Source organism: Planctomonas deserti (assembly GCF_003067705.1).
Classification (GTDB): domain Bacteria; phylum Actinomycetota; class Actinomycetes; order Actinomycetales; family Microbacteriaceae; genus Planctomonas; species Planctomonas deserti.
The window spans coordinates 913,415-929,279 of the sequence record NZ_QANL01000002.1 but is presented as its reverse complement, the minus strand read 5'-3'; the positions used below and the strand labels follow the sequence as shown (position 1 = coordinate 929,279).

Annotated in this window: 12 protein-coding genes and 1 tRNA gene; 3 read left to right on the top strand and 10 right to left on the bottom strand. The window is 71.6% G+C overall.

What is annotated here, in order from left to right; translation table 11 throughout:
• Position 1: 1 nt before the first annotated feature.
• From rho to argS, 7 genes are all read right to left on the bottom strand, one after another.
• Positions 2-2,350: a transcription termination factor Rho gene (gene rho, locus DAI20_RS10515; protein ID WP_108250483.1), complete on the bottom strand. Its 2,349-nt coding sequence runs from the start codon at positions 2,348-2,350 to the stop codon at positions 2-4.
• A 280-nt stretch (positions 2,351-2,630) separates the two neighbouring features.
• The gene (gene thrB / locus DAI20_RS10510) at positions 2,631-3,563 is read right to left on the bottom strand and encodes a homoserine kinase (protein WP_108250482.1); all 933 of its coding nucleotides are present in this window, start codon (positions 3,561-3,563) and stop codon (positions 2,631-2,633) included.
• Positions 3,560-4,636, bottom strand: coding sequence for a threonine synthase (thrC, locus tag DAI20_RS10505; RefSeq protein WP_108250481.1), 1,077 nt, complete (start codon positions 4,634-4,636; stop codon positions 3,560-3,562). Before thrC ends, thrB begins: the two co-directional genes overlap by 4 nt.
• A gap of 124 nt (positions 4,637-4,760) precedes the next feature.
• On the bottom strand, positions 4,761-6,092 hold the full coding sequence (locus DAI20_RS10500) for a homoserine dehydrogenase (RefSeq protein ID WP_108250480.1): 1,332 nt from the start codon (positions 6,090-6,092) through the stop codon (positions 4,761-4,763).
• Entirely contained in the window at positions 6,089-7,627 is a 1,539-nt protein-coding gene (locus DAI20_RS10495; protein WP_108250479.1) for a diaminopimelate decarboxylase family protein, read from the bottom strand. The genes DAI20_RS10500 and DAI20_RS10495 overlap by 4 nt, the downstream gene beginning before the upstream one ends.
• Positions 7,628-7,880: 253 nt before the next feature.
• Complete coding sequence (locus tag DAI20_RS10490) at positions 7,881-8,666, bottom strand: LmeA family phospholipid-binding protein (protein WP_108250478.1); 786 nt, start codon at positions 8,664-8,666, stop codon at positions 7,881-7,883.
• A gap of 18 nt (positions 8,667-8,684) precedes the next feature.
• Positions 8,685-10,349 (bottom strand): arginine--tRNA ligase, encoded by a 1,665-nt coding sequence (argS, locus tag DAI20_RS10485; protein ID WP_108250477.1) that lies wholly within the window; start codon positions 10,347-10,349, stop codon positions 8,685-8,687.
• Positions 10,350-10,500: 151 nt separating this feature from the next.
• Here argS and DAI20_RS10480 point away from each other — a divergent pair, with 151 nt between their 5' ends.
• Positions 10,501-11,223, top strand: a complete 723-nt coding sequence (locus DAI20_RS10480; protein ID WP_108250476.1) for a hypothetical protein — start codon at positions 10,501-10,503, stop codon at positions 11,221-11,223.
• Between the two features lie 197 nt (positions 11,224-11,420).
• Here the strand turns inward: DAI20_RS10480 and DAI20_RS10475 are convergent, their stop codons facing one another.
• The 3 genes from DAI20_RS10475 to DAI20_RS10465 form a co-directional block, all read right to left on the bottom strand.
• Complete coding sequence (locus tag DAI20_RS10475) at positions 11,421-12,182, bottom strand: gamma-glutamyl-gamma-aminobutyrate hydrolase family protein (protein ID WP_108250475.1); 762 nt, start codon at positions 12,180-12,182, stop codon at positions 11,421-11,423.
• Positions 12,183-12,312: 130 nt separating this feature from the next.
• Entirely contained in the window at positions 12,313-12,816 is a 504-nt protein-coding gene (locus tag DAI20_RS10470) for an LpqN/LpqT family lipoprotein (RefSeq protein ID WP_108250474.1), read from the bottom strand.
• Positions 12,817-12,901: 85 nt separating this feature from the next.
• The gene (locus DAI20_RS10465) at positions 12,902-13,582 is read right to left on the bottom strand and encodes a pyridoxine/pyridoxamine 5'-phosphate oxidase (RefSeq protein WP_108250473.1); all 681 of its coding nucleotides are present in this window, start codon (positions 13,580-13,582) and stop codon (positions 12,902-12,904) included.
• Positions 13,583-13,693: 111 nt separating this feature from the next.
• Here DAI20_RS10465 and DAI20_RS10460 point away from each other — a divergent pair.
• Together DAI20_RS10460 and DAI20_RS10455 are read left to right on the top strand one after the other, a co-directional pair.
• Positions 13,694-13,765 (top strand) — tRNA-Arg (locus DAI20_RS10460).
• 309 nt (positions 13,766-14,074) lie between these two features.
• A complete protein-coding gene (locus tag DAI20_RS10455; protein WP_159084995.1) occupies positions 14,075-15,535 on the top strand; it encodes an HNH endonuclease signature motif containing protein in 1,461 nt (486 codons plus the stop codon).
• Positions 15,536-15,865 lie beyond the last annotated feature (330 nt).

The window sequence follows — 15,865 nt, the reverse complement described above, 5'->3', positions numbered from 1 at the left end:
ATCAGCCCTTTTCGTGCGCGGAGTGGCCGCTGCTGTGGTTGCCGCCGTTGCCGCCGGGCATGGACTGCTGCACCTTCATGAGGAACTCGACGTTCGACGAGGTCTCCTTGAGGCGGCTGAGCACGATCTCGAGGGCCTGCTGCTGCTCCAGGCCCGCGAGGGCACGGCGCAGCTTCCAGGTGACCTTGACCTCGTCGGCGCCCATCAGCATCTCCTCGCGGCGGGTGCCGGAGGCGTTGACGTCGACGGCGGGGAAGATGCGCTTGTCGGCGAGCTGGCGGGAGAGGCGGAGCTCCATGTTGCCGGTGCCCTTGAACTCCTCGAAGATCACCTCGTCCATCTTGGAGCCGGTCTCGACGAGCGCCGTGGCCAGGATGGTAAGCGATCCGCCGTGCTCGATGTTGCGCGCGGCGCCGAAGAAGCGCTTCGGCGGGTACAGCGCGGACGAGTCGACGCCACCGGAGAGGATCCGGCCCGACGCCGGGGCGGCGAGGTTGTACGCACGGCCGAGGCGGGTGATCGAGTCGAGCAGCACGACGACGTCGTGGCCCAGCTCGACGAGGCGCTTGGCCCGCTCGATGGCGAGCTCGGCGACCGTCGTGTGGTCCTCGGCGGGACGGTCGAAGGTCGAGGCGATGACCTCGCCCTTCACCGTGCGCTGCATGTCGGTGACCTCTTCGGGGCGCTCGTCCACGAGCACGACCATGAGGTGGACCTCGGGGTTGTTCGTCGCGATCGAGTTGGCGATGGCCTGGAGCACGAGCGTCTTGCCGGCCTTGGGCGGCGAGACGATGAGGCCGCGCTGGCCCTTGCCGATCGGCGACACGAGGTCGATGATGCGGGTCGTCAGCTTGTTGGGCTCGGTCTCGAGGCGCAGGCGCTCCTGCGGGTACAGCGGGGTGAGCTTGCCGAACTCCACGCGCGTCGCCGCCTCGTCGAGGGGCAGGCCGTTCACGGAGTCGATCCGCACGATCGCGTTGTACTTCTGGCGGCCGCTGCTGTCGTTGTCGCGCGGCTGGCGGATGGCGCCGACCACGGCGTCGCCCTTGCGCAGGTTGTACTTCTTGACCTGGCCGAGCGAGACGTAGACGTCGTTGGTGCCGGGGAGGTAGCCGGTCGTGCGCACGAACGCGTAGTTGTCGAGCACGTCGAGGATGCCGGCGACGGGCAGGAGCACGTCGTCCTCGGCGATCTCGGGCTCGAACTCGTCGCCCGCGGGGCCGCGGCCGCGCTTGCGGTCGCGGTAGCGGCTGCGTCCGCCGCGCTCGCCCTGGTCACGGGCGTCGGCACGGTTCTGGTCGCGAGCCTGGTCGCGGTTCTGCTGCTGGCCGCCACGGTTCTGCCGTCCGCCGTCGAGGTCCTGCTCGGGCTGAGCCTGGGTGCCCTGGTTCGCCTGAGCGCCCTGCTGGCCGCCCTGGTTCTGGTTGCCCTGCTGGCCGCCCTGGTTCGGCTGGCCCTGGTTGCTCTGGCCCTGGTTGTTCTGGCCCTGGTTGCCCTGGCCCTGCTGGCTGTCGCCGCGGTCCTGCTTGTTGCGATTGCGGTTGCGGCCGCGGTTGCGGCCGCCCTCGCGCTGCTCGCCGTCGCGCTGCTCGGAACCGGCGTCGCCGCCTTCGGTCTCCTGCTGGGCGTCGGTGGTCTCGGCGGTGTCGCGGGTGCGCTCGTTGCGACGACGGCCGCGCCCACGGGCGCCCTGCTCGTCGTCCCCGGCGGTGGCCGGCGCGGCGTCGCTGCTGTCCTCGGCCCCGCGGGGGTCCTCGTCCACGGCGCCCGGGGTGATGACGGGGGCGCTCGCGCGGCGCGACGGACGGCGGCGCGACGCGGGCTCGAGCGAGCTCGCGAGGTCGTCGAGCGTCAGTGCCGGCGCGGCCGGGCGCTCGGCGGTGGTGTCGGCGATGTCGGCCTGGGTGGGCAGCACGAAGGCGTCGGCTGCCGCGGGCGCGTCCTGCTCGGGAGTCTGCTCGGTGCCGGCAGCCTCGGAGGCGTTCTGCTCGGGGCTGTTCTGCTCCGTGGCGGCGGGCGCCGCGGGAGCGTCGAGCTCGCCGACGGGCTGCTCGGGAGCGACCTGCTCGGCGCTCACGGCGTCGGCGGGCTCCTGCTCGGGGGCCGGGGTCTCTGCGGGCGCCTGCTCGGCGGGCGCCTCGGCTGCGGGCTCGCCCTCGACGGTGACGTCGAGGGGAACCTCGACGGGCGCGCCGGAGCGGGCGGCGGAGATCGCGTCCACGAGCTCGCCCTTGCGGAGCTTCGACGCTCCCGGGATACCGAGCTCGGCGGCGATGGCCTGCAGCTCGGAGACGCGCAGGCGGGCGAGCTCGGGGCTCGCTGTGGTCTCTTGGGTGTTGACGTCAGTCACGAAAAAGGGTTCCTTCCCCCGAACCGTGGACAGATTCCACGGTGGAGTACTGGTCGCGTTTCACTGCTAGCGGCGAGAGGACGTACCAGTCGGGCGCTGGTGCCGGTCGCGAAGGACCGAAACTACGAGAAGTTGCGACAGCAATGAATATCTGGAAAGTGCAATCCGTGGCACGTTGGAATCGCGACCCGCGATGGTCGCCGTGTGCGATTCCGATCCGGCCAGTCCGACAAGCGGGACGCCCTCGGACTCAGGAGCGGCACGAGAAGCGCGTTGGCTGCTACTCGGCCCCCTCCGGATGCACGATCACTGTAGCACCTTTGAAGTCCACGGCCAGCATGAGCGCCTGCCACTGAGTCTCGGCGTGTCGGGCCACGAGTTCGGCCGCGCGGAGGCGCTGACCCGGGTCGCTGCCGAGCACGAGAAGCGAGGGTCCGGCGCCCGAAACGACCGCGGCGAGCCCGTGCTCGCGCAGCATCGTGATGAGCGCGTTCGTCTCCGGCATGGCCGCGGCGCGGTAGTTCTGGTGCAGCCTGTCCTCGGTCGCCGCGAGCAGCAGCTCGGGACTCTGGATGAGCGCCGCGATGAGCAGCGCCGAGCGCGACACGTTGAACGTCGCGTCCTCGTGCGGCACGGACTCCGGCTGGAGGCTCCGCGCGAGCGCGGTGGACATCTTGGCCTCGGGCACGAACACGAGCGGCGACACGCCGCGGTGCACCATGAGCTTCTTGTGCTGCGGGCCCTCGGGAGTCACCCACGCGATCGTGAGCCCACCGAAGAGGGCGGGAGCGACGTTGTCCGGGTGTCCTTCGAGGTCGGTGGCGAGGCCGAGCAGCGCGTCCGCGTCCATCTCGACGAGGCCCTCGAGCAGGCCCTTCGCCGCGAGGATGCCCGCGACGATGGCCGCGCCGGAGGAGCCCATCCCCCGGCCGTGCGGGATCGCGTTGTGCGCGACGAGGTGCAGGCCGGGCAGGGGCTGGTCGTACGCCGCGAAGGCGTGGGCGATGGCGCGCACCACGAGGTTGCTCTCGTCGGTCGGCACCTCCCCCGCGCCGACGCCGTGCACGTCGACCGTCGCGCCCGGCTGCTCGCGCACCGTGACCGTCAGCTCGTCGTACAGGGCGAGAGCGAGGCCGAGGGTGTCGAAGCCGGGACCGAGGTTCGCGGTGGTCGCGGGGACCTTGACGCTGACCGAGCGGCCGGGTGCGATCATGCCGCGCCCAGCCCGAGCACGCCGGCGATCTGCGCGGTGTCGACCGGGACGACGGTCGGCTTCACGTCGCTGCCGTCCGCGGCGCGGAGGGCCCACTGCGGGTCCTTCAGGCCGTGTCCCGTGACGGTCAGCACGACGGTCGCGCCCGCCGGAATCTGCCCGGCCTCGCTGCGCTCGAGCAGGCCGGCCACGCTGATCGCGGACGCGGGCTCGACGAAGATGCCCACCTCCGCGGAGAGGATGCGGTGCGCCTCGAGGATCTGCGCGTCCGGGATGGCACCGAAGTAGCCGTCGGTCGCGTCCCGGGCCTCCAGCGCGAGCTTCCACGAAGCGGGGTTGCCGATGCGGATCGCGCTCGCGATGGTGTCGGGGTGGCGCACGATCTCGCCGCGGACGATGGGCGCGCTGCCCTCGGCCTGGAAGCCGAACATGCGGGGAAGGCGGCTGGCGTTGCCGACCTCGAGGTCCTGCGTGTAGCCGCGGGTGTAGGCGGTGTAGTTGCCGGCGTTGCCGACAGGGATGAAGTGGAAGTCCGGCGCGTCGCCGAGCACCTCGACGACCTCGAAGGCCGCGGTCTTCTGGCCCTCGATGCGGTCGGGGTTCACCGAGTTGACGAGGTGGACCGGGTAGTTGGCCGCGAGGTCCCTGGCGATGTCGAGGCAGTCGTCGAAGTTGCCCTGCACCTGCAGCAGCTCGGCGTTGTGAGCGATGGCCTGGCTGAGCTTGCCCATGGCGATCTTGCCCTCGGGCACGAGCACCGCCGCGGTAATGCCCGCGTGCGTCGCGTAGGCCGCGGCCGACGCGGACGTGTTGCCCGTGGACGCGCAGATGACCGCCTTGGCGCCGTGCTCGACCGCCTTCGAGATGGCCATCGTCATGCCGCGGTCCTTGAACGAGCCCGTGGGGTTCATGCCCTCGAACTTGACCCAGACCTTCGCACCGGTGCGCGCCGAAAGCGCGGGCGCGGGGATGAGCGGCGTGCCGCCCTCGCCGAGCGTCACGATCGGGGTCGCGTCCGTGATGTTCAGTCGGTCGGCGTACTCGCGCAGAACTCCGCGCCACTGCTGGGCCATCAGGCTCCTTCTATCTTCGTTGCGGACGATACCGCGGCGGTGCCGTCGGGAGCCATCAGGCTCCTTCTCTTCATTACGCACGACACCGCGGCGGTGCCGCCGTGAGCCTTCAGGCGTGAAGCCATCACGCTCCCTCGACCCTCAGCACGCTCGTCACCGCGTCGACGACGTCGCTTTCGGCGACGGCCGCGACGGTCGCCGCGAGGGCTGCATCCGTGGCCGCGTGCGTGCCGATCACCAGGGTAGCGGTGGACCGTGCCCCACCCCGCGCAGGCGCTCCGGCCTGAGCGACGCTCTGCACGAGGGTCTCCACCGAGACCTCGTGCTCGCTGAACAGGGACGCGATGCGCGCGAGCACGCCGGGTTCGTCGGCGACCTCGAGCGTGATCTGGTACCGGGTCGTGATGCTGCCGATGGGCAGCACGGGGAGGTCGGCGTGGGTGGACTCCGCGACTCCGGGGCCCCCGACGACGTGCCGTCGCGCAGCCGAGACGAGGTCGCCGAGCACGGCTGAGGCGGTCTCCAGTCCCCCGGCTCCCGCGCCGTAGAACATCAGGCTGCCGGCCGCCTCGGCCTCGACGAACACGGCATTGTTCGCGCCGTGCACCGCGGCGAGCGGGTGGTCGCGGCTGACGAGCGCCGGGTACACGCGGGCGGACACGCCCTCCTGACCGGTCACGGGGTCGGCGAGGCGCTCGCAGATGGCGAGGAGCTTCAGCACGTAGCCGGCCCGGCGCGCGGATTCGATCTCGGCGCCGGTGATCGCCGTGATGCCCTGACGGTGCACGGCCTCGAGCGGCACGGTCGTGTGGAACGCGAGACTCGCGAGGATGGCGGCCTTCTGCGCGGCGTCGTAGCCCTCGATGTCCGCCGTCGGGTCCGCCTCCGCGTAGCCGAGCTCGGTGGCGGTGGCCAGGGCGTCCTGGAAGCTGCCGCCGTCCCGGTCCATGCGGTCGAGGATGAAGTTGGTCGTGCCGTTGACGATGCCGAGGATGCGGCGCACGCGGTCGCCGGCGAGGCTGTCCCGCAGCGGGCGGATGATGGGGATCGCGCCGGCCACGGCGGCCTCGTAGTAGAGCTGCGCGCCCACCTGCTCCGCGGCATCGAACAGCTCGGGTCCGTGGGTCGCGAGCAGCGCCTTGTTGGCGGTGATGACGTCGGCCCCGGAGTTGAGGGCCTGCAGCACGTGCGTGCGGGCGGGCTCGATGCCGCCGATCAGCTCCACGACGATGTCGGCGCCGAGGATGAGGGACTGCGCGTCCGTGGTGAGGAGGTGCCGGGGCAGGTCGGCCGTGCGCGGGCCGTCGACGTCGCGCACGGCGATTCCGGTGAGCTCGAGGCTCGCGCCGACGCGGGCGGCGAGCTCGTCGCCGTGCTCGAGCAGGAGCTTCGCCACCTGGGCGCCGACGGAGCCTGCGCCGAGCAGGGCCACCCGGAGATTGCGGTATTCGATCATTCGCCGTCCTGTTCGCGGGTTCCGCCCGTCGCGCCGCGGTCGACGCCGAGGTCCCGCGCGAGCAGGTCGTCCTCGGTCTCGCCGCGCACGATCGCGCGCGCCTCGCCGTCGCGCACGGCCACGACGGCCGGGCGGACGAGGTAGTTGTAGTTGCTGGAGAGCGACCAGCAGTAGGCGCCGGTCGCAGGCAGCGCGGCCAGGTCGCCCGTGCGCACGTCGCCCGGCAGGTAGTCCGCGTGCACGACGATGTCGCCGCTCTCGCAGTGCTTGCCCGCGATGCGCACGAGGGCCGGCTCCGCTGCCGAGGTGCGGCCGGCGATCCGCACGGTGTAGTCGGCGCCGTACAGCGCCGGCCGCGCGTTGTCGCTCATGCCGCCGTCGACGCTCACGTACTTCCGCACGACGGTGAACTCCGAGGCCTCGTCGCCGTCCGTCGCCGGGTTCACGGACAGGGTCCCGTCCACGACGCCGTTCGCGGTCGCGCGCCTCGACGCGCCCTCCTCGGGCACGGGCACGGTCGGCAGGGTCACCTCGACGTCCTTGATCGTGCCGACGGTGTAGAGCGTGAGGGTGGAGGGGCCGACGATGGACCGGCCGGGCTCGACGGCGACGACGGGCACGGGGATGCCGAGCCGGTCGCACTCCGCCCGGACGATGTCCGCCATGCGGCGCGCGATCTCCTCGACCGGGGTCGGGTCGTCGACCGACGTGTAGGCGATGCCGAACCCGCCGCCGAGGTTGAGCTCCGGCACCGGCCCGCCCTCGAGCAGTCGCGCGTGCACCGCGAGCAGCCGGGCGGCCGCCTCGACGAAGCCGTCGGTGTCGAAGATCTGCGAGCCGATGTGGGAGTGCAGCCCGAGGAAGTCGAGACTCTCGTGCGAGCGGATCCGGGCGACGGCGTCCTCCACGTCGGAGAGCGGGACGCCGAACTTCTGGTCCTCCCGGGCGGTGGCGAGGTACTCGTGGGTGCTCGCGTGCACGCCGCTGTTGACCCGCAGCCGCACCGCCTGGCGACGGCCGAACCGCGACGCGGCATCGGCGACGGTGCCGATCTCCTGGAGGCTGTCGATCACGATGGTGCCGAGTCCCACGCGCACGGCGCGGTCGATCTCCCAGGGAGCCTTGTTGTTGCCGTGCATGCCGAGCCGGCCGGGGTCGACCCCCGCGGCGAGTGCGACGGCGAGCTCCCCGCCGCTGGCGACGTCGATGCCGAGGCCCGCCGCGGTCACCCAGCGCGCGACCTCGGTGCAGAGGAACGCCTTGCCCGCGTAGTAGACCTTGGCCCCGGAGCCGATGCGCGCGAACTCGCGCTCGAACGCCAGGACGGCTCCGCGGGCGCGCTCACGCAGGTCCGCCTCGTCGAGCACGAACAGGGGCGTGCCGAACTCCTCGGCCAGGCGGGAGACGGGTACGCCGGCCACCTCGAGCTCGCCGGAGTCCGCCCGGCGGGCGTTGCGCGACCAGAGACCGTCGGCGAGCGCGTTGGCGTCCTCGGGCACGCGGAGCCACGCGGGGGCGAGCGGGTTGTCGGGCACGGATCACCTCACGGGTGTTGACGGGACTGGCGAGGCGAACGGGACGGCGGGTTTCGCCGAAGGCCGAGGCACTGTGCGCTTTCGATCTGCGCCGTGCCCTGTTCTCAGCACGACGCGGTGCGATTCTACTGAATGCCGAGGAGCCGCCGGAGCAACGTTACGGCCGCGCGGGGCCGAGCCGGGCTGAACGGGGGCAGGAGGTAGGGGCAGGAGCAGGGGCGGGGCAGGGGCAGAGCGAGCGGGCGGGCGGGCGCTAGCCGCAGGAGCCGACCGTGCCGAGGGCGTCGCCGCTCAGCTGCAGCGACTCGGCCTCCACGGTCGCCGTGGCGCGGCCGGGCTCGAGGTCGAGGTCGGTCAGCCGCGCGCCCTCCGGCAGGTACTGCGCGGCGCACACGGGGAAGGCGAGCGAGGCGAGCCGCTCCTCGCCGAGCAGGTTCCCGACGTCGAAGCTCCCGGACCCCGCCGAGAGCGCGGCGTCGGTGGGGGTGAAGACCACCGTGTCGCCGTCGATCCGCGGCTCGGCGGTCACGTCGTAGGTGAGCTCGATGCCGAGCAGCTGCACCGGGGCCGAGTACTCGACCGCGCCGCGCGTCAGCGCGACGTCGGCGGGGGCGTCCATGGACGCGTCGAGCAGCGCGGTCACGGCCGCCTCGTCGATGCCGAAACGGCCGACGGCGCGCTCGACGGGCTTCGTCCGGTCCGCCGGCACACCCGTCGCCCGGATGTGGGCGTCGAGGGGCGTCCCGTTCACCGTCAGGCCGCGCCCGACGAGGTCGACGCGTTCGAACGATCCGGAGAGGTACTGCAGGATCACGGACGCGCCGCCGATCGTCACGTCGACGTTCCCCTCCACGCCGGCGGGCAGCTCCGACTCGATGTCCTCCGCGACGCGGTCCTCCGCGTACGAACGCAGTGCCCCGTCCGCCACGACAGCGCCGATGCCGAGCAGCACGAGCAGCACCAGGAGCACGACGGCGACGCGGCCCAGCGCCCGCCCGCGCCGACGGGGGCGCGCGGCGGGCTGGGCCGCTGAGCTCACGGTGGTCTCGTCCCCGCGCTACATGCGCTCGGGTGCGGAGACCCCGAGCAGCCCGAGTGCGTTGCGGATGACGGTGCCGACCGCGTCGTTCAGCCAGAGCCGGGTGCGGTGCAGGTCGGTGACCGGCTCCTCCCCCAGCGGCGTCACGCGGCAGTTGTCGTACCAGCGGTGGTACGCGCCGGCGAGCTGCTCGATGTACCGGGCGACGCGGTGCGGCTCGCGCAGTTCCGCGGCCTGGGTCACGATCCGCGGGAACTCCTGCAGAACGCCAAGCAGGATCGACTCCGTCTCGTGGGTGAGCAGCTCGGGCGCGAAGGCGCTGCGGTCGACGCCGACGCCGCTCGCGTTGCGGGCGACCGAGCGGGTGCGCGCGTGGGCGTACTGCACGTAGAAAACGGGGTTGTCGTTCGTGCGGCGCTGCAGCACCTCGAGGTCGATGTCGAGCTTCGAGTCCGTGGACGAGCGGACGAGCGCGTAGCGGGCCGCATCGACGCCGACGGCGTCCACCAGGTCCTCGAGCGTCACGATCGTGCCGGCGCGCTTGCTCATCCGCAGCGGCTGGCCGTCCTTCAGCAGGTTGACCATCTGGCCGATGAGGATCTGCAGGTTCACGCCGGGAACGTCGCCGAAGGCCTCGACCATGGCCATCATGCGGCCGACGTAGCCGTGGTGGTCGGCGCCCAGCATGATGATGTTCTGCTCGAAGCCGCGCTCGCGCTTGTTCAGGTAGTAGCCGAGGTCGCCGGAGATGTAGGCGGGCTCCCCGTTGCTGCGGATGATGACGCGGTCGCGGTCGTCGCCGAAGGTCGTGGTGCGCAGCCAGATGGCGCCGTCCTCCTCGAAGACGTGACCGAGCTCGCGCAGCCGCTCGATGGCGCGCTCGACGGCGCCGGACTCGTGCAGCGAGTCCTCGTGGAAGAACACGTCGAAGTCGACGCCGAAGTCGTGCAGCTTCTGCTTGATCTCGCCGAACATCAGCTCGACGCCGATGGAGCGGAAGACCTCCTGCGCCTCCTCGCGGGGCAGCGCGTCGATGTCGCCGTCGTACAGCTCGACGACCCGCGACGCGATGTCGCCGATGTAGGCGCCGCCGTAGCCGTCCTCCGGGGCCGGCTCGCCCAGGTGGCTGGCCATCAGGCTGCGCGCGAAGCGGTCGATCTGCGAGCCGTGGTCGTTGAAGTAGTACTCCCGGGTCACCTCGCCGCCCTCGGCGATGAGGATGCGGGCGAGGCTGTCGCCCACGGCCGCCCAGCGGACGCCGCCGATGTGGATCGGGCCGGTGGGGTTCGCGGAGACGAACTCGAGGTTGATCCGCACGCCCGCGAGCGACGTGCCGCGGCCGTACTCCTCGCCGGATTCGACGATCGTCTTGGCCAGGAGGCCAGCGGTCGCGGCCTCGAGCCGGATGTTGATGAAGCCGGGGCCGGCCACGTCGACGGAGGCGACGCCGGGCAGCCCCTCGATGTCGCGGGCGATCTCCGCCGCGAACTCGCGGGGATTCGTGCCGAGACGCTTCGCGAGCTTCATGGCGATGTTGGTGGCCCAGTCGCCGTGGTCGCGATTCTTGGGGCGCTCGAGCACGACATCGTCGGCCGTGATCGTGACCCCGGAGTCCGGCGCTCGCCGGTCCGCGGCCGTCGCCACGAGATCGTAGATGGAGCGGGAGAGATTCACGGAAGTCACGGCAGACAAGCCTACCCGTCGCGCGACTGGCCTCCCTCGGAGCGCGGGAACACCGCCCGCCTCGGTGAGAATGGACCCGGGGGTTCGGTCGCCGACGCGAGATCGGCAGCGGCTCCTGTGTCCGCCGAATGACGCAAGGAGCGTTCCCCGCATGCCGATGTCGCACCCCTCCTCCCCCGCCCTGCCCCGAACCCGCGGCCTCACCGCGGCCGCAGTCGTGCTCGCCGCGGGACTGCTCCTCACCGGCTGCACGCAGACCGACGGGGCCCCCGGTGCCTCGGGCAGTCCCACCCCGTCGGACGAGGCCCCCGCGCCCTCGGCGACGCCGAGCGAGACGCCCTCTGCGGCGCCCTCCGCCACTCCCGACGCGAGCGCGAGCGCCACCCCGGACGCCGTCGTGACCCCCTCCGCCGCGCCGACCGCTCCGCCCACCGCCGCGCCGGGCGTCCCCGTGGCGATCGCCTGCGACGCCCTCGTGCCCGCGCAGGCGCTCTACGACTTCAACCCGAACTTCTCGGTCGACCCGGGGTACCAGCCGGCCGCGGGCACCCTGCCCGCCGCGATCGCCGCAAGCGGCGGCGTCGCGTGCGGCTACCGCAACCAGACGAGCGGCGAGGTCATCGAGGTGGCCGTTGCGCACCCGGCACCCGCCGTGCTGCAGGGCGAGAAGGACGCCGTGGCCGCGGCGTCGCAGGCCGTGCCGTTCTACGGTGGCGACGCCGGGTACTACGGCACCGAGGCCGGGCAGGGCATCGCGCAGGCGTTCACCGGCGAGTACCGCGTCGTGGCGCGCTCGGCGGCCTTCCTCGACCCGACCGACCCCGCTGACCTCATGACCGCGACCATCGCGACGGTCTCCTCGGCCCGCCCGTAGGCCACGAGCCACGGTCCCTGAGCCCGTCGAAGGGACGCCCACACGGTCCCTGAGCCTGTCGAAGGGACGCAAGGGGACGGCGGACGTTTCCGAATTCAGGCTCAGCTGCGACACGCCGCATCTGAGGACCGCGAAACGCGGCGTGTCGCAACACAACCTGAATCGCGAACATCCCGCCGTGCGTGGACGCGGGCGTACTACGCGGCGCGCTCCCCAGCCTCCACGGCGGGCACGGCGGCAGCGGCGAGGGCCTCCAGCAGCGCGGGCAGCTGGTCCGCGGCGGCCTGCGCGTCCTCGGGGTGCCACTGCACGCCCGTGATCGGCGCGGACACGTGCTCCACGGCCTCGATGCCGCCGTCTGGCGCGGTCGCGGCCACGACGAGCCCGTCGCCCACGCGGTCGATCGCCTGGTGGTGAGCGCTGCGCACGATCACGGTGTCGGCGCCGAGCACGTCCGCGATCCGACTGCCCGGGGCGAGTCTCACCTCGTGGTCCGCCATCACCTCGGTGATGGGCACGCCGGTGTTGCGGTGCAGGTCGCCGTCCTCGATGTGCTGGTGAAGCGTGCCGCCGAGCGCCACATTGATGATCTGCTCGCCGCGGCAGATGCCGAGCAGCGGCGTGCCGTCCGCGACGGCGCGACGCACGAGCGCGATCTGGCCCTCGTCGGCCGAGCGGTAGTGGAGGGAGCGACCGGGGTAGTCGACGTCGCCGCCGTAGAACGCGGGGCTCACGTCCTCGCCACCCATGATGACGACCGCGTCGACGTCTTCCGTCGCGGCGAGCAGCGCTCGCGGTCCCAGCTCCTCGGCCGCGAGGCGCAGCACGTGCCAGCCCGCGGCCTCGGCCATCGCCCACACGCGCCCGTTGAGTACCTGGACGAAGGCGTTGTACGCCTCGTTCTCCGGCCGGGATCGGGTCACCTGCACGACGGCGAGGCGGGGACGGCTGCTGGTCATTTCCCCATTCTGCAAGGCGCTTCCCGCGAATGCTCCGAGGCGCGTCACGAAACGCAACAGAAGTCGAGGCTCGCGGCCGGTCGTCGGGTGCGCGAACGCGCCGCCGAGCCACCCTCGATCGGGCGCCCGATCAGGACCCGGGAACCGCCATCAGGGCCGTCTTCACGGTGCGGGCGCTGTCGATGATCGACCGCACCTCGTCGAGCACCGTCTCCGCCTGCGCGGCCGTGCAGGTGCCGGAGACCTCGATGAGATCGACGGCGTTCGGCCGCGTGATCACGGCCATGGAGGTGACGATCGCCAGGGTGCCCGCCTGCGGGTGCACGTACTCTCCCTCGGCGGCAAAGCCGTCGGTGCCGAGCACCGGGCGGTCCTCGGCACGCTCCTGGCGGTACTCGGGCAGGCCCGAGAGCTTCGCCCGCAGCTGCTGCACCGCGGCACTGAGGGTGAAGGATGCGTCGACGCGCTTCACGGTGACGACCACATTCGGCCGGAACTCCCCGGGCAGCTCCTCCCGGATCACCGCGAGGTGCACCCCGGCGCCCGCGAGCGGCGCCCAGCGGTCCGGGTAGTCCAGCCGGATCCCCACCGCGGGCGGGAACGCCTCGCTCGGGTTGGTCACGCTGCCTGCCATGGCACTCCTTCTTCTCTTGCTCTCGTTCTGTTGGTCCTGCCCGTGCGACTGCGCGCGCTGCCGCTCGGTGTGCAGGCTGGCCGGCCTACGGCCAGAGCATGTCCCGGTGCCAGCCGCCGTTCTCGGTCGCGCTGTACAGGAGGCGGCGCTGCTCGCGGCGCGGGGCCGACTGCCAGAACTCGACGCTGTGCGGCTGAACGAGGTAGCTCCGCCACGTGTCGGGCACGAAGTTCGGGTTCACCGCGACGAACTCGCGGGCGCTCGCCATCTCGCGTTCGAGCTCGTCGCCGGACGGCATCGGCTCGCTCTGCCGGCCCGCGAGCACGGTGGCGCGGGCGGCGGGGTGGCGCGCAAGGAAGTCCCGCTCGCTCACATCCCGGTCGCCGTGGAAGACGGAGCCGGAGATGCGCACCTGCCTGCCCTGCTCGCGCCAGTAGAGCAGGAGGGCGGCACGCGGGTTCGCCTCGAGGTCGCGGCCCTTCGGGCTGTCGGAGAGGCTGGCGAACCAGACGGCGCCGGGCTCGTCGGCGGTCGAGGTGGTCACGTCCTTGAGCAGCAGGGTGCGCGCGGAGGGATGCCCGGAGGCGTCCGCCGTGGCGAGCACCATGGCGTGCGGCTGGCTGACGCCGGCCTCGATGGCGCGGCGCAGCCACTCGACCAGGAGCTCGAGCGGGTCGGCCGGCGCGGCCTCCGGATCGAACTCGGGAACGTCGTCACCGAACACGGGAAGGGAGCGCAGCAGGTCGCGCAGGGACTCGTCGGCCATCCCCCCAGCCTAGGGCGGTCGGGCTGCGTGCCCGCTGCGGTGCGGCGCACCGATCGGTGATGGCGAGGAGGCGTGGCCGCCGGTGCTAACCTGGTGAGGCATTTCCCCCTGGCCCCCATAGCTCAGGGGATAGAGCACTGCCCTCCGGAGGCAGGGGCGCAAGTTCGAATCTTGCTGGGGGCACCTCTATTACGACTCTGCGGGCGCCGCTCCGCCGCCTCTTTCGGTGCGCGCCGCGACGTTGGTCTGGACTATGACCGTGCCCGCCACGGTCCCTGAGCTTGTCGAAGGGACGCCGGTCGTTCCGTCAACTGCGCCCCCACGGTCCCTGAGCCTGTCGAAGGGACACAGCCCGTTCTCTCAGCTGCGCCCGGCGCGGTCCCTGAGCTTGTCGAAGGGACGCTGGCCATCCCATTCCCCAGGCCGTCGGACTTCTCCGCAGGAGCGAAAGTTCTTCATCGAAGAAACTTTCGACGTGGTAGAATGTGTGCTATGAGAACCCCGGCAGCGACGCTCCTCCGCACAGTGGATGCGGTCGCGCGCCTGGGCGATTCTCCCGCCGCGTTCACGCTCCTCCCGAAGCAGGATCTCCTCGACGCGCTGCACGCTATCGCGGACCTCAGACAGTCCTGCGACACCTTCTCGGCCTGGATCGCGGGCGAGTTGAACCGCCGCTCGATGCCTGACCTTGGTTCAGCAGGGTTGGCGCAGCAGGAGGGCTACCGCACACCACAGGCCATGGTCGAGGCCATCACCGGCGCCACCAAGGGCGGTGCTGTCTCAATCGTCGAGGTGGGCAAGATGCTCGCCGAGACCGATGCGGTGGAGACTCTTCAGCGCGAGCACCCGGAACTCCCAGCCCCGCCGACTCCGTGGCAGGCGCCGATCGCTCACGCCGTCACGGACGGGCGGATCTCGATCGCTCAAGCCGACGCCATCCGAGCGGGGCTGGGACTGCCGACGGAGTCGGTGCCGGCTGACGCGCTGAGAGAGGCGGCCAAGGAGCTACTTGACGACGCGTCGGCTCTGACGGCAGGCCAACTCCACCGCCGAGCACGCCAACTGCGCGACGACCTGGACGACACCGAGGTCGCGGACCGCGAAAAGGCGCAGCTAGAGCAGCAGCACCTGAAGGCGTGGAAGCGACCGGACGGGATGGTGGAGGGCAAGTTCCTCTACGCCCCCGAACCCGGCGCCTTCCTCCTGTCCGTCCTCGACGAGCTGACCAACCCGAGACGAGGCGGCCCGCGCTTTGTCAAGGAAGAGGACCGCGAGCGGATCGATGCGATCGTCAACGATCCGCGGTCGACCGAACGCCTTGCGGCCGACGGGTTCCTCGAGCTGCTGCGCATAGGAGCGGACGCCGACCCGGGACAGGTGTACGGGTCGAGGCGACCCGCGGTCCGGGTGATCGTCACCAAGGAGAGCCTCGATTCCGGCGAGGGACACGGCTCGATCCAGGACACTGGCGAGGCCGTGAGCATCGGCACCATCCGCCGGGCGATCTGTTCGGCCGGAACGGTCGCAGTGGTGCTCGATGACGACGGCCAGTGCGTGAACGTCGGACGGGAGCAGCGCCTCTTCACCTCCCGCCAGCGCACCGGTCTCGCCGTCCGAGATGGCGGGTGCATGTGGCCCGGCTGCGACCGACCGCCGTCCTGGTGCGAAGCCCACCACATCAACCAGTGGAAACGGGACCACGGCAAGACAGACATCGCCGACGGCGTGCTCCTGTGCAAGCACCACCACCTGCTACTCCACAATCACGGCTGGGACATCACCAGAACCGGTGGGCGGTACATGTTGATCCCACCGAGGTCGATCAGCGCGAACCGGGAGGCCCGCCACCTGGCGACGAAGAGCAGAGCGGTCCAGGACTGGAACGCCCGCCGACACCGCCTCCGTGACAGCCTTCGGGACCACTCCCCCGATCCCTCTTCGCCCGGCGGCTGATCATGCTCCCCTTGCTACCCGACGCCTGTTCCTCACGGTCCCTGAGCCCGTCGAAGGGACACGACCCACCTCACGTCGCTTCGACAGGCTCAGCGACCGTACGGACCAGCGATCGTGTCGGTGACGGGCCCTGCATGGACGACCCGGCCATCCGCAATCCGTCGCTGCTCGCGAAGCTCTGCGGGACAACCAGCGCAGACACGCGGAAGCACCCGGTCCCTGAGCCCGTCGAAGGGACGCGACGCACCTCACGGCGCTTCGACAAGCTCAGCGACCGTATGCGGAACGCACCTCGGACTCGGCGGCCGCACCATCCGCATGCCCTCGCTG